This window comes from Kitasatospora griseola (genome assembly GCF_014648555.1).
GTDB classification, from domain to species: Bacteria; Actinomycetota; Actinomycetes; order Streptomycetales; family Streptomycetaceae; genus Kitasatospora; species Kitasatospora griseola.
Genome location: NZ_BMRI01000003.1, coordinates 21432 through 47050 on the forward strand (window position 1 = coordinate 21432; position 25619 = coordinate 47050).

At 72.0% G+C, this 25619-nt stretch carries 23 protein-coding genes and 1 riboswitch; of the genes, 1 reads left to right on the plus strand and 22 read right to left on the minus strand.

Features of this window, described 5'->3' with window-relative positions; translation table 11 throughout:
* The 12 genes from gatA to IEZ12_RS04355 form a co-directional block, all read right to left on the minus strand.
* The coding region (gatA, locus tag IEZ12_RS04300; RefSeq protein WP_229847239.1) for an Asp-tRNA(Asn)/Glu-tRNA(Gln) amidotransferase subunit GatA at positions 1-1141 on the minus strand (1141 nt) is incomplete at its 3' end.
* 5 nt (positions 1142-1146) lie between these two features.
* The gene (gene gatC / locus IEZ12_RS04305) at positions 1147-1443 is read right to left on the minus strand and encodes an Asp-tRNA(Asn)/Glu-tRNA(Gln) amidotransferase subunit GatC (RefSeq protein ID WP_035866399.1); all 297 of its coding nucleotides are present in this window, start codon (positions 1441-1443) and stop codon (positions 1147-1149) included.
* Between the two features lie 198 nt (positions 1444-1641).
* A complete protein-coding gene (locus tag IEZ12_RS04310; RefSeq protein ID WP_308430984.1) occupies positions 1642-3231 on the minus strand; it encodes a putative bifunctional diguanylate cyclase/phosphodiesterase in 1590 nt (529 codons plus the stop codon).
* A 295-nt stretch (positions 3232-3526) separates the two neighbouring features.
* The gene (gene ligA / locus IEZ12_RS04315) at positions 3527-5848 is read right to left on the minus strand and encodes an NAD-dependent DNA ligase LigA (protein ID WP_229847240.1); all 2322 of its coding nucleotides are present in this window, start codon (positions 5846-5848) and stop codon (positions 3527-3529) included.
* Positions 5845-6816: a methionine synthase gene (locus IEZ12_RS04320; RefSeq protein WP_229847277.1), complete on the minus strand. Its 972-nt coding sequence runs from the start codon at positions 6814-6816 to the stop codon at positions 5845-5847. The genes ligA and IEZ12_RS04320 overlap by 4 nt, the downstream gene beginning before the upstream one ends.
* 96 nt (positions 6817-6912) lie before the next feature.
* The gene (locus IEZ12_RS04325) at positions 6913-7725 is read right to left on the minus strand and encodes an alpha/beta fold hydrolase (RefSeq protein WP_189270907.1); all 813 of its coding nucleotides are present in this window, start codon (positions 7723-7725) and stop codon (positions 6913-6915) included.
* Positions 7726-7799: 74 nt separating this feature from the next.
* Positions 7800-8489, minus strand: a complete 690-nt coding sequence (locus IEZ12_RS04330; RefSeq protein WP_043916113.1) for an SDR family oxidoreductase — start codon at positions 8487-8489, stop codon at positions 7800-7802.
* 8 nt (positions 8490-8497) lie between these two features.
* Positions 8498-9031, minus strand: a complete 534-nt coding sequence (locus IEZ12_RS04335; RefSeq protein WP_189270908.1) for an LOG family protein — start codon at positions 9029-9031, stop codon at positions 8498-8500.
* 65 nt (positions 9032-9096) lie between these two features.
* The gene (gene mnmA / locus IEZ12_RS04340; protein ID WP_189270909.1) at positions 9097-10239 is read right to left on the minus strand and encodes a tRNA 2-thiouridine(34) synthase MnmA; all 1143 of its coding nucleotides are present in this window, start codon (positions 10237-10239) and stop codon (positions 9097-9099) included.
* Between the two features lie 41 nt (positions 10240-10280).
* Positions 10281-11690 (minus strand): MFS transporter, encoded by a 1410-nt coding sequence (locus tag IEZ12_RS04345; protein ID WP_189270910.1) that lies wholly within the window; start codon positions 11688-11690, stop codon positions 10281-10283.
* Between the two features lie 108 nt (positions 11691-11798).
* Positions 11799-12290, minus strand: coding sequence for a MarR family winged helix-turn-helix transcriptional regulator (locus IEZ12_RS04350; RefSeq protein WP_189270911.1), 492 nt, complete (start codon positions 12288-12290; stop codon positions 11799-11801).
* Positions 12291-12341: 51 nt separating this feature from the next.
* Positions 12342-13523, minus strand: coding sequence for a cysteine desulfurase family protein (locus tag IEZ12_RS04355; protein ID WP_189270912.1), 1182 nt, complete (start codon positions 13521-13523; stop codon positions 12342-12344).
* Positions 13524-13625: 102 nt separating this feature from the next.
* On the opposite strand from IEZ12_RS04355, the gene IEZ12_RS04360 reads away from it, so the two are divergent.
* Positions 13626-14447, plus strand: a complete 822-nt coding sequence (locus IEZ12_RS04360; RefSeq protein ID WP_189270913.1) for an IclR family transcriptional regulator — start codon at positions 13626-13628, stop codon at positions 14445-14447.
* On the opposite strand, the gene IEZ12_RS04365 is transcribed toward IEZ12_RS04360, so the two are convergent.
* From IEZ12_RS04365 to IEZ12_RS04410, 10 genes are all read right to left on the minus strand, one after another.
* Positions 14383-15042, minus strand: a complete 660-nt coding sequence (locus tag IEZ12_RS04365; RefSeq protein WP_189270914.1) for a trimeric intracellular cation channel family protein — start codon at positions 15040-15042, stop codon at positions 14383-14385. The genes IEZ12_RS04360 and IEZ12_RS04365 overlap by 65 nt on opposite strands.
* A 44-nt stretch (positions 15043-15086) precedes the next feature.
* Positions 15087-15866: a hypothetical protein gene (locus IEZ12_RS04370; protein ID WP_100587941.1), complete on the minus strand. Its 780-nt coding sequence runs from the start codon at positions 15864-15866 to the stop codon at positions 15087-15089.
* 123 nt (positions 15867-15989) lie between these two features.
* Positions 15990-16901: a DUF6891 domain-containing protein gene (locus IEZ12_RS04375; RefSeq protein ID WP_189270915.1), complete on the minus strand. Its 912-nt coding sequence runs from the start codon at positions 16899-16901 to the stop codon at positions 15990-15992.
* 115 nt (positions 16902-17016) lie between these two features.
* Entirely contained in the window at positions 17017-18066 is a 1050-nt protein-coding gene (locus tag IEZ12_RS04380) for an ABC transporter ATP-binding protein (protein ID WP_043916104.1), read from the minus strand.
* A gap of 28 nt (positions 18067-18094) precedes the next feature.
* Positions 18095-19141 carry an ABC transporter ATP-binding protein gene (locus IEZ12_RS04385; protein WP_043916103.1) on the minus strand — a complete coding sequence of 349 codons (1047 nt, stop codon included), beginning with the start codon at positions 19139-19141 and terminating at the stop codon, positions 18095-18097.
* Complete coding sequence (locus tag IEZ12_RS04390; protein WP_043916102.1) at positions 19138-20136, minus strand: ABC transporter permease; 999 nt, start codon at positions 20134-20136, stop codon at positions 19138-19140. Before IEZ12_RS04390 ends, IEZ12_RS04385 begins: the two co-directional genes overlap by 4 nt.
* Positions 20137-20254: 118 nt before the next feature.
* Positions 20255-22021 carry an ABC transporter substrate-binding protein gene (locus IEZ12_RS04395; protein WP_189270916.1) on the minus strand — a complete coding sequence of 589 codons (1767 nt, stop codon included), beginning with the start codon at positions 22019-22021 and terminating at the stop codon, positions 20255-20257.
* A 28-nt stretch (positions 22022-22049) separates the two neighbouring features.
* Positions 22050-23048: an ABC transporter permease gene (locus IEZ12_RS04400; RefSeq protein WP_100587944.1), complete on the minus strand. Its 999-nt coding sequence runs from the start codon at positions 23046-23048 to the stop codon at positions 22050-22052.
* Positions 23049-23596: 548 nt separating this feature from the next.
* Positions 23597-24421: an enhanced serine sensitivity protein SseB C-terminal domain-containing protein gene (locus IEZ12_RS04405; protein ID WP_189270917.1), complete on the minus strand. Its 825-nt coding sequence runs from the start codon at positions 24419-24421 to the stop codon at positions 23597-23599.
* A gap of 123 nt (positions 24422-24544) precedes the next feature.
* Entirely contained in the window at positions 24545-25312 is a 768-nt protein-coding gene (locus tag IEZ12_RS04410; RefSeq protein WP_043916099.1) for an enhanced serine sensitivity protein SseB, read from the minus strand.
* 138 nt (positions 25313-25450) lie between these two features.
* A riboswitch (glycine riboswitch) is annotated at positions 25451-25556 on the plus strand.
* Positions 25557-25619 lie beyond the last annotated feature (63 nt).

The following is a 25619-nucleotide window of genomic DNA, read 5'->3' on the forward strand; positions in this document are numbered from 1 at the left end:
AGCCGTAGTAGGCGTCGTAGTAGCCCGAGGACAGCGCGTAGGTGCCGAGGATGATGCGGCGCTTGACCTCGTCGCCGAAGCCGGCCTCCCGGGTCAGCGCGGTGACCTGCTCGGCGGAGCGGGTGCCGTCGTCGCCGACCCGCAGGCCGTAGCGCATCGCGTCGAACCGGGCCAGGTTCGAGGAGCACTCGGACGGGGCGATCAGGTAGTACGCGGGCAGCGCCAGCGTGAACGACGGGCAGGACACCTCGACGACCTCGGCGCCCAGCTCGCGCAGCAGCTCCACCGACTCGTTGAAGCGCTGCATGACGCCGGGCTGGTAGCCCTCGCCCGCGAACTCCTTGACGATGCCGATCCGCATGCCGCGGATGTCGCGCATCTTCGCGGCCTCGACGACGGCCGGCACCGGCGCGTCGATCGAGGTGGAGTCCAGCGGGTCGTGGCCGGCGATCGCCTCGTGCAGCAGCGCCGCGTCCAGCACGGTGCGGGCGCACGGGCCGCCCTGGTCGAGCGAGGACGAGAAGGCGACCAGGCCGTAGCGGGACACCGAGCCGTAGGTCGGCTTGACGCCGACGGTGCCGGTGACGGCGCCGGGCTGGCGGATCGAGCCGCCGGTGTCGGTGCCGATCGCCAGCGGCGCCTCGAACGCGGCGAGCGCCGCCGCGGAGCCGCCGCCGGAGCCGCCGGGGATCCGGGTCAGGTCCCACGGGTTGCCGGTCGGGCCGTACGCCGAGTTCTCGGTGGAGGAGCCCATCGCGAACTCGTCCATGTTGGTCTTGCCGAGGATGACGACGTCCGCGTCCTTCAGACGCCGCGTCAGCGTGGCGTCGTAGGGCGGGATCCAGCCCTCCAGCATCTTCGAGCCGCAGGTGGTCGGGATGCCCTTGGTGGTGAAGACGTCCTTCAGCGCCAGCGGCACACCGGCCAGCGGGCTGAGCTGCTCGCCCTTGGCCCGCTTGTCGTCGACCTTGCGGGCGGCGGCCAGCGCGCCCTCGCTGTCGACGTGCAGGAAGGCGTTGACCTTCTTGTCGACGGCGTTGATGCGGTCCAGGTGGGCCTGGGCGACCTCGACGGCCGAGACCTCGCCCTTGGCGATCGCGGAGGCCGTCTCGGCCGCCGTGTACTTGATCAGGTCGGTCATCTGGGTCAGTCCTCCCCGAGGATCTGCGGCACTCGGAAACGCTGGTCCTCACTCGCCGGGGCGCCGGAAAGCGCCTGCTCCGGGGTCAGCGACTGTCGCACCTCGTCCGCCCGCATGACGTTGCTCAGCGGGAGCGGGTGGGAGGTCGGCGGGACGTCCTGCCCCGCGACCTCGGAAACGCGGGCGACCGCGCCGATGATCACGTCGAGCTGCTCGGCGAAGTGGTCCAACTCCTCCGCCTGCAACTCCAGACGCGACAGCCGGGCGAGGTGGGCGACCTCCTCGCGCGTGATGCCAGGCATGCAGCGATCCTCAAGGGTGAGTTCCGGTGGAGCGGGCGGCCCTGGGCACACCCGTCCTTTTTGGTCTTGAGGGCCCATCCTATGGCCACCGGGCGCCCCGACAGGGGCGCGGGGAACCGCGCGGGCAAGCCGGCAGACGTGGAAAGGTCCGCCCGAGGACGGAACTGCCCTCCTCGGACGGACCTCGCCGGCGAAGAACTACCGCGGAAGCGACGAGACCGGCGCCGCCCCCGTCCGCCGCACCTGCAGCCACGCCGTCGCCTGGTCGGCGGGCAGCGCGGCGGAGACCAGCCACCCCTGGACGGCGTCCACCCCGAGGTCGTGCAGCCGCTCCCAGGTCTCGTCGTCCTCGACGCCCTCGGCGACCACCGTCAGGCCCAGCGAGTGGGCGAGTTCGACGGAGCAGCGGACCACCGCCGCGTCGTGGTCGTCGGCGACCATCCGGGAGACGAACGAGCGGTCGATCTTCAGCTCGCCGACCGGGAGGCTGCGCAGCCGCACCAGCGAGGAGTGCCCGGTGCCGAAGTCGTCCAGCGACATCCGGACGCCGTAGCGGCGCAGTTCGGCCAGCGTGTCGGCGGCCCGCCGGCTGTCGTCCAGCAGCAGCCGTTCGGTGATCTCCAGCTGGAGCGCCTCGGCCGGGACCTGGTGCCGGGTCAGGTGGCCGGCGACCCGGGCGGCGAACCCCGGATTGAGGACGTCGCGCGGCGAGACGTTGACGGCGACCGGCACCATCAGGCCCTGGTGGCGCCAGCGGGCGATCTGCCCGACGGCGCTCTCCAGGACGTAGTCGGTGAGCCGGGGCATCAGCCCGGAGGACTCGGCGAGGCTGATGAACTCGTCAGGGGGCACCCGGCCCTGCCCGGGCCGCTCCCAGCGCACCAGCGCCTCCAGGCCGACCACCCGGCCGTCGAAGGCGACCTTCGGCTGGTAGTGCAGCGCGACCTCGTTCATCTCCAGCGCCCGGCGCAGGTCGCCGAGCAGGCCGATCCGGTACGGGGTGTCCAAGTCCCGGGCCTCGTCGTACAGTTCGACGCCGCTGCGGCTGTGCTGGGCGTGGCCCATCGCCACGTCGGCCCGGCGCAGAAGCGATTCTGCGTCCTGGGCGTGCGTCGGGTGCACACAGACCCCGGCGCTGGCCTCCAGCACCAGCAGCAGCCCGTCCAGCCGGATCGGTGCGGCGAGTTCGGCGATCAGCCCCTTCGCCATCCGCTCCAGCAGCTCGGGGCTGCCGACGCCGGGGAGCAGCACCGCGAACTCGTCGCCGCCCATCCGGGCCACCACCGGGCGCTCGCTGCGGCGGCGCACCTGCGGGGGCAGCACGGCGGCCTCCGGGTTCTGCGCGAAGCTGGTGCCGGCCCGCAGCGCCCGGTGCAGTCGGCGGGCGATGTGCACCAGCAGGCGGTCGCCGGCGGTGTGCCCGAGTGCGTCGTTCAGCGACCGGAAGCGGTCCAGGTCGAGCAGGATCAGCCCGACGCTGTAGCCGGGTTCGCCCTCGTGCGCGGCCAGCGCCTCCTGGGTGGCGATCAGCAGGGCCTGCCGGTTGGGCAGGTCGGTCAGCGGGTCGGTGAGCTGGTCCCTGGCCCGATCGCGGGCGATCCGCCAGGCGGCGACCAGCACCGCCAGCGGAACCGCGAACAGCGGGAGCAGTTCGGGTTCGTAGCGGTACACCAGGACGGCCAACGGGATCAGCGGCGCGGCGCCGGCCAGCAGGACGCCGAACAGCAGCACCGCCCCCGCCATCCCCTGCGGCGGGCGCGTGGGCGCGCCACCGGTCGTACGATCCATAAGCCCAGTCCTCCGTCGGGCCCGCCCCCGCTGGGCCGCCTCACGGTGAGGCACCCCCTCCTCGGGATGCCGGTGGACGTCAGACGAGGGCGTGTCCCCGGGGCTCCGGCAGAACCGGTGCCACACACTCCTGCTGACAGTTCGTAGCGCCCAGGGTAAGCCGGGGTCCGCCGCACGGGCGCACTTTCCGGTCACCTCCGAGCGCGACGTCATATCCGCGCGCTGCTCGATGACACAATGCCCGATTTCGCTCTCGAACACCCGACTGACGCGGCATCAGGACGGTAACGACCCGTCAGGAAACCTGCTCCTGCGGTACTTCTCCGGCATTTTCCCCACCGGCCTCCTCGTCGACGTCCAGCCCGAGGTGCCGACGGGCCGCGTCCGCGCCCTGGCCGAGCAGCACCTCGAAGCCCGCGTCGTCCAGCACCGGAACGCCGAGCTGCACCGCTTTGTCGTACTTGGAGCCGGGGTTGTCGCCGACCACCACGAAGTGCGTCTTCTTCGACACCGAACCGGTGACCTTCGCGCCGCGCGAGGTCAGCGCCTCCTTCGCGCCGTCCCGGGTGTGCCCGACGAGGGTGCCGGTGACCACCACGGTCATGCCCTCCAGCGGGCGTTCGCCCTGCTCCTCGCCGGCCTCCTCGGTGAACCGCACCCCGGCGTCCTTCCACTTCCGGAGGATCTCGCGGTGCCACTCCTCGGCGTGCCACTCCTTGATGGAGCGCGCGATGGTCGGCCCGACGCCCTCGACGGCGGCGAGCTCGGTCTCGTCGGCGTCGAAGATCCGCTCCAGGTCGCGGAACTCGCGGGCCAGCTCCTGGGCCGCCACCGGGCCGACGTGCCGGATCGACAGGCCGTTCAGGAAGCGCCACAGCGGGCGGTCCTTGGCCTTGTCCAGGTTGTCCAGCAGGACGCCGGTGTTCTTCTTCGGGGCGCCGGCGGTGGTGGCGAAGAACGAGACCTGCTTCTCCTTGCCGGTCTTGTCGTCCGGCTTGGGCATGCCGGTCTTCGGGTCGCGCACCAGCACCTTGATCGGCAGCAGCTGCTCCTCGGTCAGGCCGAAGATGTCGCCCTCGTCCTTGACCGGCGGGTCGGCGGGCTCCAGCGGCTGGGTGAGCGCGGTCGCCGCGACGTAGCCCAGGCCCTCGACGTCCAGGCACTGGCGGCCGCCGAGGAACGCGATCCGCTCGCGGATCTGCGCCGGGCAGTGCTGGGCGTTCGGGCAGCGCAGGTCGATGTCGCCCTCGGACATCGGGCGCAGCTCGCTGCCGCACTCCGGGCAGTGGGTGGGCATCTCGAACGCCCGCTCGGCGCCGTCGCGCAGGTCGTAGACCGGGCCGAGGATCTCCGGGATCACGTCGCCGGCCTTGCGCAGCACGATGGTGTCGCCGAGCAGCACGTCCTTGGCCTTGACGATCTGCTGGTTGTGCAGCGTCGCGTACTGCACCATCGAGCCGGCCACCTTCACCGGCTCGGCCAGCACCGCGTACGGGGTGGCCCGGCCGGTGCGGCCGATGCCGATCTTGATCTCGGCGAGCTTGCCGGTGACCTCCTCCGGCGGGTACTTCCAGGCGATCGCCCAGCGCGGCGACTTGGAGGTGGAGCCGAGCCGGCCCTGCAGGGCGATCTCGTCGACCTTGACCACCACGCCGTCGATCTCGTGCTCGACGGAGTGCCGCTGCTCGCCGAAGTGCTTGATGAACGCCCGCACTTCGTCCAGCGTCCCGACGACCTTGTTGTGCTTGGCCGTCGGCAGGCCCCAGTCGTGCAGCAGCTGGTAGGCGTGCGACTGGCAGTCGATGTCGAAGCCGACCCGGGCGCCGATGCCGTGCACCACCATCCGCAGCGGGCGGGCGGCGGTGATCAGCGGGTCCTTCTGGCGGAGCGAACCGGCGGCGGCGTTGCGCGGGTTCATGAACAGCCGGATCATCGCCCGGGGCCGCTTGCCCTCCTTGGCGCGCTCCTCGTTCTCCTGCCGGCGGCGCTCGTTCTCCTCGGCGAACGAGGCGTTCAGCGCGTCGAACTCCTCGCTGGGGAAGTACACCTCGCCGCGGATCTCCACCAGCGCGGGGACGTCGTCGCCGTGCAGGCGGTGCGGGATCTCCTTGATGGTGCGGACGTTGGCCGTGATGTCCTCGCCGACCCGGCCGTCGCCGCGGGTCGCGGCCTGCACCAGCACCCCGTTCTCGTACGTCAGGTTGACGGCCAGCCCGTCGACCTTCAGTTCGCACAGGTAGTGGTACTCGATGCCGGCCAGCTCGCCGGCGACCCGCTCGGCCCAGGCGGCGAGCTCGTCGGCGTCCATCGCGTTGTCCAGGCTGAGCAGCCGCTCGCGGTGCTCGACCGGCGCGAACAGCACGGTCGGCGCGCCGCCGACCTTCTGGGTCGGCGAGTCGGGCGTCACCAGCGCCGGGTGCTCGGCCTCCAGTGCCTCCAACTCACGCATCAGCCGGTCGAATTCGGCGTCGCTGACGGTCGGCGCGTCCAGCTCGTAGTACCGGGACCGGTGCTCCTCGATCTCGGTCGCCAATTCGGCGTGCCGGGTCCGCACCTCCGCCGGGATCTCCTCCCAGCCCTCCACAGCCGCCACCGCGCCGTCCTCCTCGCTCGTCACTCCGGGTTGTCCGCCAGGCTCCGTGCCGCCCGCACCGCCGCGGCCAGCGCCCGCCGCGCGTACGCCGGGGACGCCCCCGCGAGCCCGCACGTCGGCGTCACCACCACCCGGCGGCCCAGGAGCTCCGGTGCCAGCCCGAGCCTGCGCCACAACGTCCTGACACCGTGGACACTACCGGCCGGGTCCGACACCGCTTCTGATTGAACCGCAGCGGCGTCGGTGGACGGCACCACACCGGCGAGGATCAGCGTCCCGCCCTCGATCGCCTCGCCCAGGTCGTCGTCATGACGCTGCGTCAGCAGTCCGAAGTCCAGGCTGATCCCGGCCACCCCCGCCCGGCGCAGCAGCGGAATCGGCACCTCGGGCGCACAACTGTGCACCAGCACCGGCGTGTTCACGCCCCGGATCACGTCCCGCAGCGCCTGTTCGGCGAGCTGGCGGTCGATCGCGCGCAGCCGCTGGAAGCCGCTGGCGGTCTTCACCGATCCGGCCAGCACGGCGGGCAGCAGCGGCTCGTCCAGCTGCAGCACCACCGTCGCTCCGGGCACCCGGCGGCGGACGTCCTCCAGGTGGCGGCGCAGCCCCTCGGTCAGCGACTCCGCGATGTCGCGGCAGGCGCCCGGGTCGCTGAGCGCCTTCTCGCCGTGCTTCAGCTCGATCGACCCGGCCAGCGTCCACGGCCCGACGGCCTGGATCTTCAGCAGTCCTTCGTAACCCTGTGTGTACTCCTCCAGCGCGTCCAGGTCCTCCCCCAGCCAGGACCGGGCCCGCTTGGTGTCCCGCCCGGGGTGGTCGGTGAACCGCCACCCGCTCGGCTCGGTCTGCACGAACAGCTCGGTCAGCAGGCCGGCCCCGCGCCCGATCATGTCCGCCCCGGGCCCGCGCCCGGGCAGTTCCGGCAGGTGCGGCAACTGCTCCAGCTCCGCCGTCACCCCCCGCGCCATCTCCCGCACATCCCCGCCGGGCATCGACCCCACGCCGGTCGCGGCCCCGGCCAGCTCTCCGAAAACGTCCACGTCAGTCACGGGAGAGAGCCTACGCAGCCCCGGCCGGTCGTTCGTGCCTCAGGCGGCGTCGAGGAAGCCGGTCAGGCTGCGCACGTAGTCCTCGGGGTGCGAGACGTGCGGGACGTGGCCGGCTCCCGCCAGTTCCCGGACCTCGGCCCGGGGCAGGGCCTCGCCGAGCCTGGAGATGATGGCCGGGAACCACGGCGGGCTCTCGGTGCCGTTGGTCAGCAGGGCGGGGCCGGTGTAGGCGGGCAGCCGGGCAAGGTCGAGGAACAGCCAGTCGGGGTCGGCCAGTTCGTCGAGGAAGGTGGGGGCGTTGGTGACGAGGGCGTCCCGGAGCCAGTCCGGGAGCTGCTCCCAGTTCCCCGGGCCGAGGGCGACCTCGTCGACGAACTGCTCGGCGCCCGCGAGGTCCTCGCCCGCGCGCAGGTGTGCGCGGACGGACTCCAGCTTCTCCTCCATGGTGCGCATCAGCGGCCGGAGGTCCGGGTCCTCCGCCACGATCCCCATCAGCGGGGGCTCGTGCGCCGCCAGGCTCCGGAACAGCTCGGGGCGCCGGGCGGCCAGGCCCAGCGCCGTCGAGGCCCCGAAGGAGTTGCCCGCGACGTGCGCCGGAGCCAGGTCGAACGTCTCGATCAGCGCGGCGAGATCCTGCTCGTCCTCGGTCCTGGCCCCCTGCCCCTCGGGGCGTTCGCTCCGGCTGTGCCCCCGCCGGTCGTAGACCAGGACGCGGTACCGCTCGGCGAGGTCGGGCACCACGGAGCCCCAGGTGAGGTGGTCGCTCCACGACCCGTGGACCAGCACCAGCGGGTCGCCGTCCCCCGCCAGCTCGTAGTAGAGGCCGACGCCGTTCACCCGGGCCAGAGGCATGCGCGCACTCCTCACGCCGTGGAGCCGCGACCGCGGCCCCGCCCCTCCAGTGGACCGCAGGCGCGGGCCCCCGGCTACTGGCCGGGGCGGACGGTGATCTCGGTGATCTCCGCGTCGCGCGGCAGGTCGAGCGCGGCGAGGATCGCGGTGGCGACCGACTCCGGGGCGATCCACTTCGCCGGGTCGTACTCCTTGCCCTCCTGCTGGTGCACCTTCACCTGCATCGCGGTGGCGGTGCGCCCGGGGTAGACGCTGGTGACCCGGACCCCGTGGGCGTGCTCCTCCTGCCGCAACGCGTCGGCGAGCGCCCGCACCGCGAACTTGCTGGCCGCGTACGAGCCCCAGGTCGGGTCGGCGCGCAGGCCGGCGCCGGAGTTGACGAAGACCACGTGGCCGCGGGCGAGCCGCAGCGAGGGGAGCAGCAGCCGGGTGATCTCGGCGGGGGCGACGGTGTTGACGTTCAGCTGCTGCTGCCACGCCTTCACGGGGGTCTCGCCGACGGTGCCGAGTTCGACCACGCCGGCGATGTGCAGGAGCGAGTCGAGTTCGACGGGCAGCGCCTGGTGGCCGAACGCCCAGGACAGCTTGGCCGGGTCGTCGAGGTCGCCGACCAGCGTCCGCGCCTCGGGGTAGCGCTCGCGCAGCTGCGCGGCGCGGCGCGCGTCGCGGGCGAGCAGCCAGACCTCCTCGCCGCGGGCGGTGAGCTTGTCGGCGACGGCGGAGCCGATGCCGGAGCCGGCTCCGGTGATCAGGTGGGCACCCATGGGATTCCTCAGTTCTGCTGGACGGTCGCGTGGGCGAGGGCTTCGGCGGGAGTCTGCGCGAAGGACACCAGCTCGGCGAGCGGACGCGGCAGGAACCCGTCGCGGTCCATCCGTTCGAGCTGGGTGCGCATCCCGTCGTAGAAGCCCTCGGTGTCGAGCAGCACGATCGGCTTGTCGTGCTGACCGTGCTTCTTCAGCTCCAGCACCTCGGTGACCTCGTCGAGCGTCCCGATTCCGCCGACCAGCACCACCAGCGCGTCCCCGCGGGCCAGCAACTCGGCCTTCCTGGTCGGCAGATCGGGCATCACCACCAGCTCGTCGGCGCCCTCGTACGCCTTGTGCCGCAGGAACTCCACCGACACCCCGACGAGCCGGCCCCCGGCCTCCTTCACCTCGTCGGCCAGCAGCCCCATCAGCCCGGTGTGCGACCCGCCCCACACCAGGGTGTGCCCGGCCGCCCCGAGCAGCCGGGCGAACTCCGCCGCCGGGGCGGTGTACTTGGCATCGAGCAGGTTCGCCGAACAGAAGACCGTGATGTTCATAGTGCAACCAGTCCTATCACCGGCCGACACGCCCGGGTCAAGCCGATAATCCCCCCGGGCAGGCTCTAGACGCCCTGGGCCTCGACGGCCCGCTCGGTGCTCGCGATCGTCGCCGAGCCGACCACCCGGGTGCCGTCGTACAGCACCACCGCCTGGCCGGGGGCGATGCCGCGGGCCGGAGTGTCGAGGCGGACGTGCAGCTGGTCGTCCGTCAGGACGGCCGTCACGGGGACCTCTTCGCCGTGGGCGCGCAGCTGCGCGGTGTAACGGCCTTCGCCGGTGGCGGGGGTGCCGCACCAACGGGGGCGGATGGCGGTGAGGGCGTGCACGTCGAGGCCGCTGGCGGGGCCGACGGTGACGGTGTTGTCGACCGGCGAGATGTCGAGGACGTAGCGGGGCTTGCCGTCGGCGGCCGGCCGGCCGAGGCGCAGGCCCTTGCGCTGGCCGATGGTGAAGCCGTACGCGCCGTCGTGCTCGCCGAGCTTGGTGCCGTCGGTGTCGAGGATGTCGCCGGTGGCGGTGCCGAGGCGTTCGGCGAGGAAGCCCTGGGTGTCACCGTCGGTGATGAAGCAGATGTCGTGGCTGTCGGGCTTCTTGGCCACGGCGAGGCCGCGCCGGTCGGCCTCCTCGCGGATGACGTCCTTGGTGGTGTCGCCGAGCGGGAACAGCGAGTGGGCGAGCTGGTCGGCGTCGAGGACGCCGAGCACGTACGACTGGTCCTTGGCGCCGTCGACCGCGCGGTGCAGTTCGCGGGTGCCGTCGGGCAGGTCGACGATCCGGGCGTAGTGGCCGGTGCAGACGGCGTCGAAGCCGAGCGCGATCGCCTTGTCGAGCAGCGCGGCGAACTTGATCTTCTCGTTGCAGCGCAGGCACGGGTTGGGGGTGCGTCCGGCGGCGTACTCGGCGACGAAGTCCTCGATCACGTCCTCGCGGAAGCGCTCCGCCAAGTCCCAGACGTAGAACGGGATGCCGATCACGTCGGCGGCGCGGCGGGCGTCCCGGGAGTCCTCCAGGGTGCAGCAGCCGCGCGCGCCGGTGCGGAAGGACTGCGGGTTGCTGGCGAGCGCCAGGTGGACGCCGGTCACCTCGTGGCCTGCTTCGACGGCCCGGGCGGCGGCGACGGCGGAGTCGACGCCGCCGGACATCGCGGCGAGCACGCGCAGGCGGCCGGTGGACGGGGTGGTCGGGGCGCCGGGGAAGTCAGTCATAAGGAGTCCAGCGTAACGGGGGCCGGGCGCTCGCCCGACGGTCAGTTCGGCACCGGGGCGGGCGGCTCGGCGGCGGCCGGGACCGGGGCGGTGCGGGCCGGCAGCGCGGTGGCCAGCAGGAAGGCCGCGAGCAGCAGCGTCGCGCCCACGCCGAAGGCCAGGTGGAACCCGTCGACGGCATCCCCGGAGCCGCCGGCCAGCGCGGTGAGGACGGCGACGCCGAGCGCCGCGCCGACCTGCTGGGTGGTGTTGAGCACCCCGGAGAGCAGTCCGGCGTCCTCGGGCCGGGCGTCGGCCATGCCGAGGGCGGTGAGCGCGGTGGCGGCGAGTCCGAAGCCGGCGCCGAGCAGCATGGTGGGCAGCAGGTCGGCGACGTAGTCGAAACGGCCGGCGGGCAGCCGCACCAGCAGGGCCAGGCCGACGGTGAGCAGGGCCAGGCCGAGCAGCAGGGTGCGGCGCTCGCCGAACCGGCCGATGGCGCGGGCGGCGACCAGCAGCGAGACGGCGCCGATGGCGAGCGCGGCGGGCAGCATGGCCAGTCCGGTGTCGAGCGCGCCGTAGTGCTGGACGTTCTGCAGGTAGAGCGCCACCAGCACCTGGAAGCCGAACAGCGCGCCCAGCAGCAGGATCTGCACCAGGTTGGCGAGCGCGGTGGTGCGCCGGGCGAGGACCCGCAGCGGCAGCAGCGGGGCGGCGGCGCGGGCCTGCCGGAGGACGAACGCGGCGAGCAGGGCGAGCGCGGCGGCGGCCGGGCCGAGGGTGCCGGCGGACGTCCAGCCGTGCGGGCCGCCCTCGACGATGCTGTAGACCCCGAGCATCAGCCCGCCGGTGACCAGCGCCGCGCCGGGGACGTCCACGCCGCCCCCGGCGCCGCCGCCCGCGTCCCGGGGCAGCAGGCGCAGGCCGGCCAGCAGCGCGGCGGCGCCGATCGGCAGGTTGATGAAGAAGATCCAGTGCCAGCCGAGGCCTTCGGTGAGCACGCCGCCGAGCACCTGGCCGAGCGAGGCGCCGGCCGAGCCGGTGAAGCCGACGACGCCGAACGCCTTGGCCCGGTCGGCGGGTTCGGGGAACAGGCCGACCACCATGCCGAGGCCGACGGCGGAGGCCATCGCCCCGCCGACGCCCTGCAGGAAGCGGGCGGAGATCAGCGTCGCGGGGCCGGTGGCGAGGCCGCACAGCACGGAGGCGACGGTGAAGGCGGCGATGCCGGCCAGGTAGATCCGGCGGCGGCCGAGCAGGTCGCCGAGCCGTCCGGCGAGCAGCAGCAGGCCGCCGAAGGCGATCACGTAGGCGTCCACCACCCAGGCCAGTCCGGCCGGGCCGATGTGCAGGTCGTCCTGGATGGCGGGCAGCGCGACGGTGGTGATCGAGCCGTCCAGGATCACCATCAGCATGCCGGCGCAGACCACCGCGAGGGCCGACCAGCGGGCGCGTGACGGGTGTTCGGACATGGGTGTCTCCCTCCCCCGGGGCGCGCGGGCACGCGCTCCCTCAACAAGAGAGACCGTAACAGATGGTTTCGTAATAGACGATCCAGAACGGACCGATTGACTGGACCGCTACCCCTGCCGGGCCCGCCTCGGCTTCCGCACCACGCCGCCCTCCCCCGCCATCGGGAACTCCACGTCCTTCTGCAGCCGGTCCAGCGCGTCCACGAACACCTGCCGCTCCCCGGCGGACAGTTCGCCCAGCGCCTCCCCGTGCACCCGGTCGACGATCACCTCGCCGCGCCGCACCAGCTCCTCGCCGGCCGGGGTGACCCGGATGACCTTCACCCGCCGGTCGGTCGCAGACGGGTGGCGCTCGGCCAGGCCGTCCCGCTCCAGCTCGTCGGCGGTGACCACCATGGTGGTCTTGTCCAGCCCGGCGATCGCCGCCAGCTGCGACTGGGTGCGCTCGGCCTCGATGGCGTGCAGCAGCACGCAGTGCTTGCGCGGGGAGCTGTCGATCTCGGCCAGGGCCAGCGACAGACGGGTGTTCATGGCGTGCGCGGCCTGGACCAGCAACCCGGTGAGGTCACGGACGGTGCGCTCGGGAAGGGGTGCGCTCATCCCCCCAGAATACGTCCGCCAGCAGACGGTTCCGCTGCGGAACGAACCGGGTCAGCGGACGGACCGCACCAGCCCGGCCCGCCGGGCCCGCTCCACCGCACCGGGCAGCGCGGCGGCCAGCGCTTCCACGTCCGCCCGCGTGGAGGTGTGGCCGAGCGAGAACCGCAGCGAGGCGCGGGCGAGTTCGGGGGCCACGCCCATCGCCAGCAGCACGTGACTGGGCTGCGGGACGCCCGCCGAACAGGCCGAACCGGTGGAGCACTCCACCCCCGCCGCGTCCAGCAGCATCAGCAGCGCGTCGCCCTCGCAGCCGGGGAAGGAGAAGTGCGCGTTGGCGGGCAGCCGGCCCGCCGGATCCGGGTCGCCGTTCAGCAGCGCGTCGGGCGCGGCCGCCCGGACCACCGCGACCAGGTCGTCGCGCAGCATGCCGACGCCCGTCGCGTACTCGGGCTGCCGCTCGACGGCCAGCTCCGCCGCCACCGCGAACCCGGCCGCACCGGGCACGTCCAGCGTCCCGGAGCGGACGTCGCGCTCCTGGCCGCCGCCGTGCAGCAGCGGAACGGGCGTCGCCGAGCGCGACAGCAGCAGCGCGCCGACCCCGTACGGGCCGCCGATCTTGTGACCGGTGACGGTGAGCGCGGTCAGCCCGGAGTCCGCGAAGGACACCGGGACCTGGCCCAGCGCCTGCACCGCGTCCGCATGCACCGGGATGCCGAACTCGGCGGCCACCGCAGCGAGTTCGCGGACCGGCTGGACGGTGCCGACCTCGTTGTTGGCCCACATCACGGTGACCAGCGCGACCGTCTCCGGCGCCCGCCCGATCGCCTCCCGCAGCGCCTCCGGGTGCACCCGGCCGACCGCGTCCACCGGCAGGTACTCGACCTCGGCGCCCTCGTGCTCGGCCAGCCAGTGCACCGCGTCCAGCACCGCGTGGTGCTCGACCGGGCTGCTCAGCACCCGGCGGCGGGCCGGGTCGGCGGCCCGCCGGGCCCAGAACAGGCCCTTGACCGCCAGGTTGTCGGACTCGGTGCCGCCCGCGGTGAACACGATCTCGCTGGGCCGCGCGCCCAGCGACTCGCCCAGCGACTCCCGGGACTCCTCGATCACCCGGCGGGCCCGCCGCCCGGCGGTGTGCAGCGAGGAGGCGTTGCCGACGACCCCGAACTGCGCCGTCATCGCGGCGATCGCCTCGGGCAGCATCGGGGTGGTGGCGGCGTGGTCGAGGTAAGCCATAGCGGGACCAGTGTAGGCGGCCCACGGGTCACGATTTGGCCATTGCACCCTCTGCAACGCGCCGTTAGCCTTCCGGCCACGCCGCTGTGAGAAGGGAGGGCCATGTCCCAGACGGTCGACCGCGCGCTGACCATCCTGGCCTCGCTCGGTGAGGGCCCGGCCTCGCTGGAACAGGCCGCGTCCCGGATCGGGGTGCACAAGTCCACCGCCCTGCGGCTGCTGCGCACCCTGCAGGAACACGGCTTCGTCACCCGGCAGTCCGACCACCGCTACCGGCTCGGCGGCCGACTCTTCGCCCTCGCCCACCAGGCGCTGGAGGGCATCGACATCCGCCAGGTCGCCGCCCCCTACCTGGCGGTGCTGAACGAGCGGTACGGGCACACCGTCCACCTGTCGGTACTGGAGGGCGACGAGGTGCTCTACCTGGACAAGGTCGACGCCCGCTACCCGGACACCGGCCAGGGCTGGCTGGGCGAGGACAGCCGGATCGGCCGGCGCGCCCCCGCGGTGGCCACCGCCGCCGGCAAGGTGCTGCTCGCCGACCTGCCCGCGGACCGGCTCGCCGCCTTCCTCGCCGAGGCCGAGTTCCCGGCCCGCACCCCGCAGTCCATCCGCGACCCGCAGGCGCTGCGGGACCAGCTCGCCGAGGTGCAGCGGCTCGGCTGGGCGGCCGACCAGGCCGAGTACCACGAGTCGGTGAACTGCATCGCCGCCCCGATCGCCGGCACCGAGGGCACCGCGATCGCCGCCTGCTCGATCTCCGCCCCGGTCCGGGTCGCCTCGGTCGTCGAGCTGTCCAAGCTGCTGCCGGAACTGCTCTGCACGGTCGAGGCGATCTCGCTGGCGTACGGCGGCTCCCCTACTCCTCGCTGGTGCGAGAACCGTTGCGGTGCCAAGCACGCGGTGCGCGCCACCCGTACTTGAGCGCCAGCATCCGCACCGTGAACGCGGCCACCGCCGCCAGCGCCGCGCTCACCGGGGTGAGCTGCCCGATGCCGATCAGCAGCGCCGTGATCGCCGCGCCGATCAGCGCCGGCACCGCGTAGATCTCCCGGTCCCAGCGCAGCAGCGAGGGCGGCTCCATCGCCAGCACGTCACGGACCACGCCGCCGCCCGCCGCAGTCAGCATGCCGCAGGCCACCGAGGCGACCGCGCCGAGCCCGTAGTCGTGCGCCTTGATGGTGCCGGTGACGGCGAACAGGCCGAGGCCCGCCGCGTCCAGCACCATCACCGCCCGGGTGATCCGCTCCACCTCCGGGTGCAGGAAGAACACCACCACCCCGGCCACCAGCGGGGTCGCGAAATAACCGGCGTTGGTGAAAGCGGCCACCGGGAGCGCCCCGATCATCAAGTCCCGCAGCACGCCGCCGCCCAGCGCGGTGGCCTCGGCCAGCACGCAGATGCCGAAGATGTCCATGTTCTTCCGAACCGCCATCAGGCCGCCGGACAGCGCGAAGACGAAAATGCCCACCAGGTCGAGGATCTGCTGGACGTCGTGCGGGAAGATCTCGGATGTCACCTGGTCAGTGTCCACGTCGCCCGACCGGCGCCGATCGCCGGGAGTCAGACGAACGACTCGTGCGGCGCCGGCCCGCCCAGCGCGTTCAGCTTGGCGGGCATCCGCAGCGTCGTCATCCGCCGCCACCCGCCGGCCCGCTCGAACCCGTGCACCGCGTGGATGCCCGCCGCCAGCGCCGCCGACTTCGCCCGCGGCCAGCGCAACAGCTCCCCCAGGTGCGCCATCACCGCCAGGCTGACGTCCCGGTAGGTGCGGATCTCCGCCCGGGCGGTCTCCTGCAGGGTGTCCAGGATCAGCCGGCCGTGCCCGTGGTACGCGAGCCGCAGCAACTCCTCGTGGCAGAACGCCAGATGGTTGTCCTCGTCGTTGGAGATCATCCGCACCGCCCGGCCCAGCTCCGGGTGGTCGCCGAAGATCCGCTTCAGCATCAGCATCTGCTCGGACGCCCGCTGCTCGGTCACCCTGCTGTGCGCCAGGTACGTGATCACGTCCTGCTCGGTCAGCGGCTCGTCCCGGCGCAGCCGGGCGTGCGCCAGGCCGATGCCCTGCCGCTCCAGGATCATCGTGTAGTCGGTCTCGTCCGGGACCTCGGCCGGATCGAGGCCGCGCTTGTGCATCAGCGCCTTGAAGATCCGCCCGTGCTTGTCCTCGTCCGCGCCGTGCCGGGCCACCTTCGGCGCCAGCTCCTGATCGGGCACCAGCCGGGCGATCCGGCCGTTCTCCCAGCCGCCCTGGTCCTCCCCCTTGGCCGCGATCGAGCAGAACAGCCGGAACGCCCGGTCGTCGTCGTGGATCTCCTGGAACAGACTGCGGGCCGACAGCATGGTGGACCTACCCCTCGCGCGGGAGCCGGGACATTCCGGTCCAGCTCAAGGCACCCGCACCGCCCGGGCAACAGCTCGCGCTCCCTGCTGCGCCGGACGGTGGACGGCCTTGCCGCACTCGGACTAGCCGACCAGCCGGCGCCGCCAGTCCAGGCCCGTGACCCGGATCGCCTCGTCCGGACTACCGTCCCAACGGACCGTCAGGCCGCACTCCTCCAGCGCCGCCACGACCTCCCGGCCGACGGCCGCCGTGGTCTCCTCCGAGTCGTCGAAGCCTCCGTACAGCAGCCACAGGTCCTGGCCGGCCGCCGCGCCCTCGGTGCACTGGGAGTGGAAGTACACGAAGCCGCGCGCCTCCGGGTTCTCCGCCCCGATCTCCCCGTTGCCGCAACTGCGGCAGCAGGTGAAGTTCTCCCGGGCCGTGATGCCGCTCGACTCCAGCGCGGCGAACGCCCGCGCCACCCGTTCCGGATCGGTCTCGCCGACCCAGCTCCGCTGCTCGGCGACCCGCTCCAGCCACATCCGGTCGACCAGCTGCTTCGCCTGGGCCTTCGTCACCGGTCGGACGCCCTTGTCGACCAGGCACTCCTCCGCGGCCTCGGCCGCCTGCGCGAGGGTCGTGTAGCCCTCCACCAGCAGCCGCCGCACCTCGGCGACCAGGGTCCGCTCGTCCTGCTCGGACAGCTCCAGCGGCGCGGGCTCCGGATCCGGCCCGAAGTCGATCCGCTCCCACGCGGCCCCGGCGTCCCAGCCCTCGTCCTCCCGCGCCCACCCGAGCAGCAGCGCGGCGACCTGCTCCACGTCCTGCACCTGCGTCCCGTAGTGCCGCGCGGGGCTCCCCGCCCGGTGCTCCACCGTCCACGCCCCGTTCTCCGGGCACGCCTGCGCATACGTGTCCGGCAGGTCCGGCACCCGCTGCAGCACCACGAACGTCCCGCTCGCGTACGCCATGTCCCGCACCGTGTCGACGAGTTCGTCCTCCGACAACCGCACCCGCACCACGTCCGCCTGGTCCCGCACCGCAATCCGAAGCATGTCCGCCACTTTCCCACCCGGCACTGTCAGGCCGGCGGGCGCCCGCCACCGCCCGTGAACGGCGAAGGTCCGCCCCGGGAGGGAACCCCTCCCGGGACGGACCTCGGGCGTCCGACTACTCGCCTGCGTTCTCCGGGAAGTGGCACGCCACCTGGTGCCCCGGCCGCGCAGCGCTGAGCGGGGGCTCCTGGCTCGCGCAGATGTCCTGCGCCTTCCAGCAGCGGGTGCGGAACCGGCAGCCCGACGGCGGGTTGAGCGGCGACGGGACGTCACCGGTGAGCAGGATCCGCTCGCGGCGCTCCTTGCGTCGCGGGTCGGGGACCGGCACCGCGGACATCAGGGCGTTGGTGTAGGGGTGCATCGGCTCGGCGTACAGGGAGTCGCGGTCGGCGATCTCCACCACCTTGCCGAGGTACATCACGGCGACCCGGTCGGAGACGTGCCGGACCACCGAGAGGTCGTGCGCGATGATCAGGTAGGTCAGGCCGAGCTCCTTCTGGAGGTCGTCCAGCAGGTTGACCACCTGGGCCTGGATGGAGACGTCCAGGGCGGAGACCGGCTCGTCCGCGACGATCATCTTGGGGCGGAGGGCGAGCGCGCGGGCGATGCCGATGCGCTGGCGCTGGCCGCCGGAGAACTCGTGCGGGTAGCGGTTGTAGTGCTCCGGGCTGAGTCCGCAGAGCTCCAGCAGGTCCTGGACGGCCTTCTTGACGCCGTGCTCGGTCTGGACGTTCTGGAGCCGGAACGGCGCGCCGACGATGGTGCCGATGGTGTGCCGGGGGTTCAGCGAGGAGTACGGGTCCTGGAAGATCATCTGGATGTCGCGGCGGTACGGCCGCATCGCCGAGACTCCCAGGTGGGTGATGTCGGCGCCCTCGAACTCGATCTTCCCGCTGGTGGGTTCGTCGAGCCGGGTGACCAGGCGCCCCATCGTGGACTTGCCGCAGCCGGACTCGCCGACCACGCCGAGCGTCTCGCCGGCCATGACCTCGAAGTCGATGCCGTCGACGGCGCGCACCGCGCCGACCTGACGCTTCAGCAGGCCCTTGGTGACCGGGAAGTGCCGGGTCAGCCCGGTGACCCGCAGCAGGGGTTCACGGTCCGGGCCGGGTGCCTGGGCGGGCACCTTCGCGGCCTGCGGGGCCGCCGTCTGGCTGTCCGTCATCGGTTGTCTCCAAGTGGGTGGTACGTGCTCACAGCCGGGGCGCGATCTCTTCGGTGAAGATCCGGTGGCGTTCGGCGATCGGCAGGTGGCAGGCGGCGTAGTGCCGGGGTACGGCTTCGGCGAGCACGGGCACCTCGCCGGTGGAGCGGCCGCCGGTGAGCTCGGCGTACGGGCAGCGCGGGTGGAACGCGCAGCCGGACGGCACGTTGATCAGGCTCGGCGGGGTGCCCTTGACCGGGATCAGCCGGTCCTGGAGCTCCCGGTCGAGACGGGGCATCGAGCCGAGCAGGCCCCAGGTGTAGGGGTGCTCGGGGGATTCGAAGATGGTCGCGGCGGGGCCGCGCTCGACGGGCTTGCCGCCGTACATGACCAGGATGTCGTCGGCGATCTCGGCGACCACGCCCAGGTCGTGCGTGATGATGATGACGGCGGAGCCGAACTCCTTCTGCAGGTCCCGGATCAGGTCGAGGATCTGCGCCTGGACGGTGACGTCCAGGGCAGTGGTCGGCTCGTCGGCGATCAGCAGCGAGGGGTCGTTGACCAGCGCCATGGCGATCATGGCGCGCTGGCGCATGCCGCCGGAGAACTCGTGCGGGTAGTTGTCGACCCGCTTGTCGGGCTGCGGGATGCCGACCCGGTCGAGCATCTCGATGGCGCGGGTGCGGGCGACCTTCTTGGAGGTGCCCGGGTGGTGGGCCCGGTAGCCCTCGATGATCTGGGCGCCGACCGTGTAGTACGGGTGCATCGCGGTCAGCGGGTCCTGGAAGATCATCGCCATCTTCTTGCCCCGGAGCTTGCGCACCTGGTCCGGGTCGGCGGAGACCAGCTCCTGGCCGTCCAGCCAGATCTCGCCGGAGATCTGCGGGGCGCCGCGCTTGGTGCCGGTGCGGTGCAGGCCCATGATCGACAGCGAGGTGACGGACTTTCCGGAGCCGGACTCGCCGACGATGCCCAGGGTCTTCCCGCGCTCCAGGTCGAAGCTCAGGCCGTTGACGGACTTGACCAGTCCGTCGTCGGTCGGGAAGTGCACCTTGAGGTCGCGGACGGAGAGGAAAGGCTTGTCAGTGTTGCTCATGCCAGCTTCACCCGGGGATCGACGACGGCGTACAGCAGGTCAACCAGGAGGTTGGCGATCACGATGAAGAACGCGGCGAAGAGCGTCACACCCATGATCACCGGCAGGTCGCTGGAGGCGATCGACTGGACCGCCTCGTAGCCGAGCCCGCGCAGGTTGAAGGTGTTCTCGGTGAGCACCGCGCCACCCAGCAGGCCGCCGAGGTCCATGCCGAAGATGGTCAGGATCGGCGTCAGCGTGGAGCGCAGGGCGTGCTTGCCGATGACCACCGGTTCCCGGAGGCCCTTGGCGCGCGCGGTGCGGATGTAGTCCTCGCCGAGCACGTCCAGCAGGGTGGCCCGACTGAGTCGGGCGTAGGTCGCCGCGAACAGGAAGGCCAGGGTGACCCACGGCAGCACCAGTCCCTGGAACCAGGCCACCGGATCGGCTGTGAAGTCGGTGTACTTGCGTGGGAACCAGCCGAGTTGGCCGACGAAGATCGCGAGCGAGACCAGGCCGGTGAAGTACATCGGCAGCGAGACGCCGGCCAGCGCGACCGACATCGAGATGCGGTCCAGCGCGGTGCCGCGGCGCAGCGCGGAGACGATGCCGGTGGCGGTGCCGAGCACCAGCCACAGGATCGAGGCGCCGATGGCGAGCGAGAAGTCCACGCCGACCCGGTCGAGCAGCAGCGGCCAGACTTCGCGCTCGGTCTTGAACGAGTAACCCAGGCAGGGGGCGTAGCAGTGGGTGACGTCGGTACCGGCGTTGTAGGAACGGCCGACGACGATGCCCTTCAGGAAGAGCCAGAACTGTTCGACGATCGACTTGTCGAGGCCCATCTTGTGGCGGATACCCTCGACGGCCACCTTGTCCGCGATCTTGCCCACGTAGAGCAGTGCGGGGTCGGTTCCGGTGAGCTTGGGCACCATGAAGAAGATGCCGAAGGTCACCGCAGCGACCACCAGCAGCATGAGGACGACGTTGATCAGTCGCCTGAAGAGATACACGAGCACTGCGGTCGGCCCTGCCACGGGCCGGCCGGGGTTCCCCGGTAGGGGTGTCCCGGCCGGCCCGGGCAGGGCCTTCACCTGCCCTTCGGACTAGCGGTGCGAACTAAGGGAGAAGGTCAGGTCACTTGCCGTCGGAGACGCCGAGGGCCTGGAAGTCCACCTCGCCGAACGCGTCGGTGATGTAGACGTTGGTCAGGCGCGGGTTGCGCCAGTTCAGGGCCTTGTCGGCGACGATCGGCAGGTAGTAGGCGCCGTCGACGACCTTGTGGTTGATCTTCTTGTACAGCTCGGCGGCCTTGGCCGGGTCGGTCTGCGCCGCGGCCTGGTCGAACCAGCCGTTGATCTCCGGGTCGTTGATCTCGGCGTAGTTGCTGTTGCCGTTGCTCGGGATGAAGCGGCCGTCGACCAGCGGCTGCAGGTAGCCGGAGCCGGTCGGGAAGTCGGCGCCCCAGCCCATCACGATCAGGCCGTAGCCCTTGGCCTTGACCACGTCGGGCGCGCCGATCTCGGAGGCGATCAGCTTGCCGTCGTACTGCTGGACCGTGACGTCGATGTTGACGGCCTTGAGGGCGGTCTGCAGCGCCACCGCGGAGTTGACCTCCTTCGGCTTGTTGCCACGCACCGCGATGTTGGTCTTGAAGCCCTCGGGCTTGCCGCAGGCCTTCAGCTCTTCCTTGGCCTTGTCGAGGTTCGGCTTGCCCTGGGCCAGCTTGAACGGGTCGTAGTCGTCCGAGCCGAGGATGTTCGGGGGCAGCATCGAGCCGTAGAGCGAGCCGGCCACCGAGCCGCCGCGGGCGGTCTGCAGGGCGGTGGTGTCGGCCGCGTACAGGACGGCCTTGCGGCAGTGCTCGTTGTCGAACGGGGCGACCGTCGGGACGGCGGTGATGTAGCGGATGAAGCCGTTGTACGGGTCGTCCGTGTTGGCCTTCAGCGCCTGGTCCTGCAGCACCTTGACCTGCGCGGCCTGCGACAGGCCGGTCTGGGCCCAGTCGAGGTCGGCGGTGTTCGCCAGCAGCTGGGTGTCCATGTCGTCGGCGTTGGTGGTGACGGTCAGCTTGACGACGTCCGGCAGCGCCTTGCGGAACGGGTCGGAGGCGGCGTCCCAGTTCTCGTTGCGGACCAGCTCGTAGCCCTTGCCCGGCTCGGCCGACTTGAACTTGTACGGGCCGGAGGAGACCGGCTTCTGGCCGTACTGGGAGCCGGTGTCCAGCTTCTGCGGGACCGGGGCGGCGGAGCCCATGGCCAGCAGGTACGGGAAGTCCGAGTTGGGCTTGGCCAGCGAGAAGACGATGGTGTTGTCGTCCGGGGTGGTGACCGACTTCAGGCCCAGCTTGTTCGGGTCCGCGTCGGTGTAGGGGCCCTTGTAGTTCTGGCCCTGGTCGAGCTCGTTGATCAGGTAGGTCGGGCCACCGGAGATGACGTCCTGCGCGAAGATGCGCTCGACGCCGTACTTGATGTCCTTCGAGGTGATGACGGAGCCGTCCTCGAACTTCAGGCCCGGCTTCAGCTTGAAGGTGTAGGTCTTGGCGTCCGCGGAGATCTCCGGCTGGGCGGCGGCCAGGTCGGGGACCAGCTTCAGGCCCTCCTTGCCCGGCTTGCCGTCGAAGGCCAGCAGGGTGCGGGTGTAGAAGCGCTCGAAGTTCCACACCGAGGCGTAGTACGCGCGACCGGGGTCGAGCGAGTCCACGTCGGTGGTGGTCCACATGTTGAGGGTGCCGCCCTTCTTGTCGGACGGGTTCACCACCTTGTCGACGGCCGCGTTGAAGCCCGCCGCGGTGCCCTTGGTGCCGCCGTCGCTCGACTCGTCCTTGCTGCCGCCGCAGGCGGTGGCGGTGAGCGCGAGAGTGGCCGCGAGGGCGGCGACCGCGAGCGTCCTGTTTCGCTTCATGGGTTGGGGAACCTCCAGAGTTGCGGGCTCAGTTGCCCTTGGGGTCGAGCGCGTCGCGCAGGCCGTCGCCGAACAGGTTGAAGGCGAGCACGGTGATGAAGATGGCGAGACCGGGGATCACCATGTAGGTGGGATCCGCCTGGTAGATCCGGACCGCGTCGGAGAGCATCTGCCCCCACGAGGCGCTGGGCGGGCGGACGCCGGCCCCGAGGAAGCTGAGCGCCGCCTCGTTCAGGATGTTGGTGGGGATGATCAGGGTCGCGTAGACCAGGATCGGCGCCACCAGGTTGGGCAGCAGTTCACGGAACAGGATGTGGGCGCGGCCGGCGCCCAGGCTGCGGGCGGCGTCGACGAACTCGCGCTCGCGCAGCGACATGGCCTGGCCTCTGACGATGCGTCCGATGTAGGGCCAGCCGAAGAAGCCGATCACCAGCACCAGCACGCACACGCGCACGGTGGTGTCGCCCAGGCCGAGGACCGAGTTGGGGATCACCGACACCAGCGCGATGCTGAACAGCAGCTGCGGGAAGGACAGCAGGATGTCCATGAGCCGGCTGATGAACGCGTCCACCCAGCCGCCGAAGTAGCCGGCCGTGACGCCCATGACCACGCCGATGCTGACCGACAGCAGGGCCGCGCCGAGCGCCACCAGCATCGAGATCTGCGCGCCGTAGAGGACACGGGAGAACACGTCGCGGCCGAACACCGGGTCGACGCCGAGCAGGAATTCGCTGCTCATACCGCCGAACGCGCCCTTGGGCAGGCCGAGATCGGGGTTGATCTGGTCGGCGTGCGGCTCGTTCGGCGGGTGTCCGAACAGCGCGGAGAGCACCGGCGCGAAGATCGCCGCGAGCACCAGGAGGATCACCACGACACCGCCGGCCAGCGCGACCTTGTCGCGCTTGAGGCGGTCCCAGGCGATGCGGCCCGGGGAGCGACCCTCGATCTTCTTGGCCGGCAGGTCAGTTGACGCGCCGTCAGGCTGCGCGCCGGCCGGCGGACCCGAGGTCTCGGTGGGTGTGGTCATGAGTCAGTTCGTTCCCCTCGCCGACGGTGGCCGGCCCACAGAGTCGCGTTTGGTGCGGAAGGCAGAGCGGTTGCGGTGGTGCCGGGTGCCGATGCGGCGGTGCAGAAGTGCGTTTGGCAAGCAGGGCGTTGCGGGGTGGTGCCGTTCGACGCCGGGCGGAGTGCCCCGGCGCGCATGGTGCTGCCGCACGGAGATGCGCATCGTGCGGTTCATGCTGTGGCGGCGGCACGTTCACCTTCGTGAGGATCGTCTCGCGCTCCGCATTGGGCAGCACTCTCTGTCATGGCGAGTACCGGACGGAAGACCCTCATCCCGAAGGATGCCTAACTGTGATCTGTAGGCATGCACATTCGTTGCGCTGGTATATCGCTCTTCACACAGGTGCCGAGGGCACGTCAAGGCATGCACTGACGACACCCCGCCAGTGGCGAGGAAACGCCAGGTGGCGCGTCGGGTGGCACGCGTAGATCACGGCACAGCAAAAGACCCCCGCCGACCTCGAAAAGAAGGTTCGTACGGGGGTCCTCCTGCGTTCTGCCCGGGCGGTCTCAGCGCCCCGGATATCCCGGCCACTGAGGCTGCGGCCAGCCCGGCGCGGGCCCGGCCGGCGGTTGCGCTGCGTAACCGAAACCGGTGGGGTAGGGCCCCGGCGCGCCCTGCCGGTCGACGAACGGGCGGGCGTTGGCCCGCAGCCACATCACCACCGGGTCGAACCCGTCGGCCATCAGCACGGTGGAGACGGCCGGCCCCTCGGGGGCGTGCGCGGCGGCCCGCTGCACCAGCGCCCGAGCGGCCTCCACGGCCGGCGGAGAGGTGTCGTACAGGTCCAGCCCGATCGCCAAGTACGGCTCGCCCAGCACCGGTTGCACCCAGGCCCGCCACAGCGCGCGCAACGGGCGCACCTCGGCGGCCTGTTGGTCCAGCACGGCGAAGAACTGCGGTGCCTGCACGGCCGGTTCGGAGATCCGCAGCGGCCCGGCCGGCAGCCGGTCCAGGCCGACGGCGATCCGCCGCAGGTCGGCCCACGGCACGCCGACGCCGCCGCCCGGGCGGTGCGGGTCCAGCCACAGGCCCCAGCGGGAGCGGTACAGCGAGCCGGCGATCTCCGGCCCGGACACCACCTCGTGGCCGCGCGACCAGCCACTGGCCGCCAGCTGCCCGGGGGACGTCACGCAGGGCGCATAGCCGTGCCCGCCGACGTCCATGTTCCCGTACTGGGCGTCCGGGCTGCCCGGGCTGCCGTGCCACAGCAGCATCCAGACCTGCCCGTTCGCGAGGGCGCGCAGCAGCCCCTCGTACGCCTCCCAGCGCTCCGGTGCGACCGCTGCGAGGGCGCGCTCGATCGCGCCCGGGTCGCCGGTTGCTCCCGTCACGTCGCCGCCCTCTTTCTCGTCCACGTCCACCGCGCCGCGGTGTGCCGGGGCAACCCTATGGGGCGTGCCCGACAGCCGTCATGCCGCCGTCCCGGATCCGGGCCCGCGAAAAGACGTCCGGGGTCACGGCCGCACATAGAAGGGCTGTACCCGTCCCAGCAGCCAGTCCACCACCGGGTCGGCGACCAGGTCGAGCAGCACCAGGTGGACGCCCCAGCTCGGCGCCGCGGTTCCGAGCGCCCGGCCGAGCGCCAGGTTGACGTCGCCGGGGTCGGCGGGGTCCACCGGGTCCAGCTGGACGCCGATGTACAGCAGCGTCGACTCGCCCTCCACCCGGGCCAGCGCCCGACGGGCCGTCAGCACGCCCGGCAGGGCGGCGAGTTCCCCGGTGGCGGCGGCCAGGAAGGCGAACGGCTCCTGGTGCGGCTCGGGCTCCTTGAGCGCCACCCGGGCCCCCTCGGTGACGCCCTGTGCCTCCCACTGGTCGCCGCGCGGGCCGCGCCGCAGCTCCCCGACGCCCTCCGGCGGCACCGGGATGCCCACCGGCGCCTCCGGATTGACCGCGATGCCGATGCCCAGCGGCAGGCCCCGGGCGAACTCCCACATCGGGGCGATCGCGAACGGGATGCCCGGCGCGTGCTGCAGGTACAGCTCCTGCGAGCTGTACACCGGCACGTAGGGCGCGCCCGCGAGTTCCAGGGTCGGCAGGTCCAGCGCGCCGGACTGCGGGTCGGCGCCGGACGGCAGCGGGATCCACACCTGGCTGCGCGCCAGCACCTCGATCACCCGGGGCGTCGCGCCCGGATCGCCCAGGGCCGCCATCAGCACCTGCTCCAGCTCGTTGGCCGGCCAGCTCCCGCCTTCCGGAACCTGACCCAGCGGGAACCCCATCTCGCCCCTCCACACTCACGGTTGCGATCAGGTTAGCGGCGTGCGCGGGCGCCCGGCGGCGACTGTCGGCGAACCCCACTCCCACCAGGGGCTCGCGGCATGCCATGATGGGCCCGCCCAAACTTCATACCGGCCGCTCGAACCCGCGCGGGAGAGCCGGAACGACCGTCACCACGGTCGCGACCGGCGCCGAAGGAGCAAGTCCTCCCCGGAATCTCTCAGGCCCCCCTACCGCCCGGGCGAGGCAGATCTGGAAAGTGGACACGGCCGCGCCGTGCGCCCACCCACGGTGCAAACCGCCATCCTG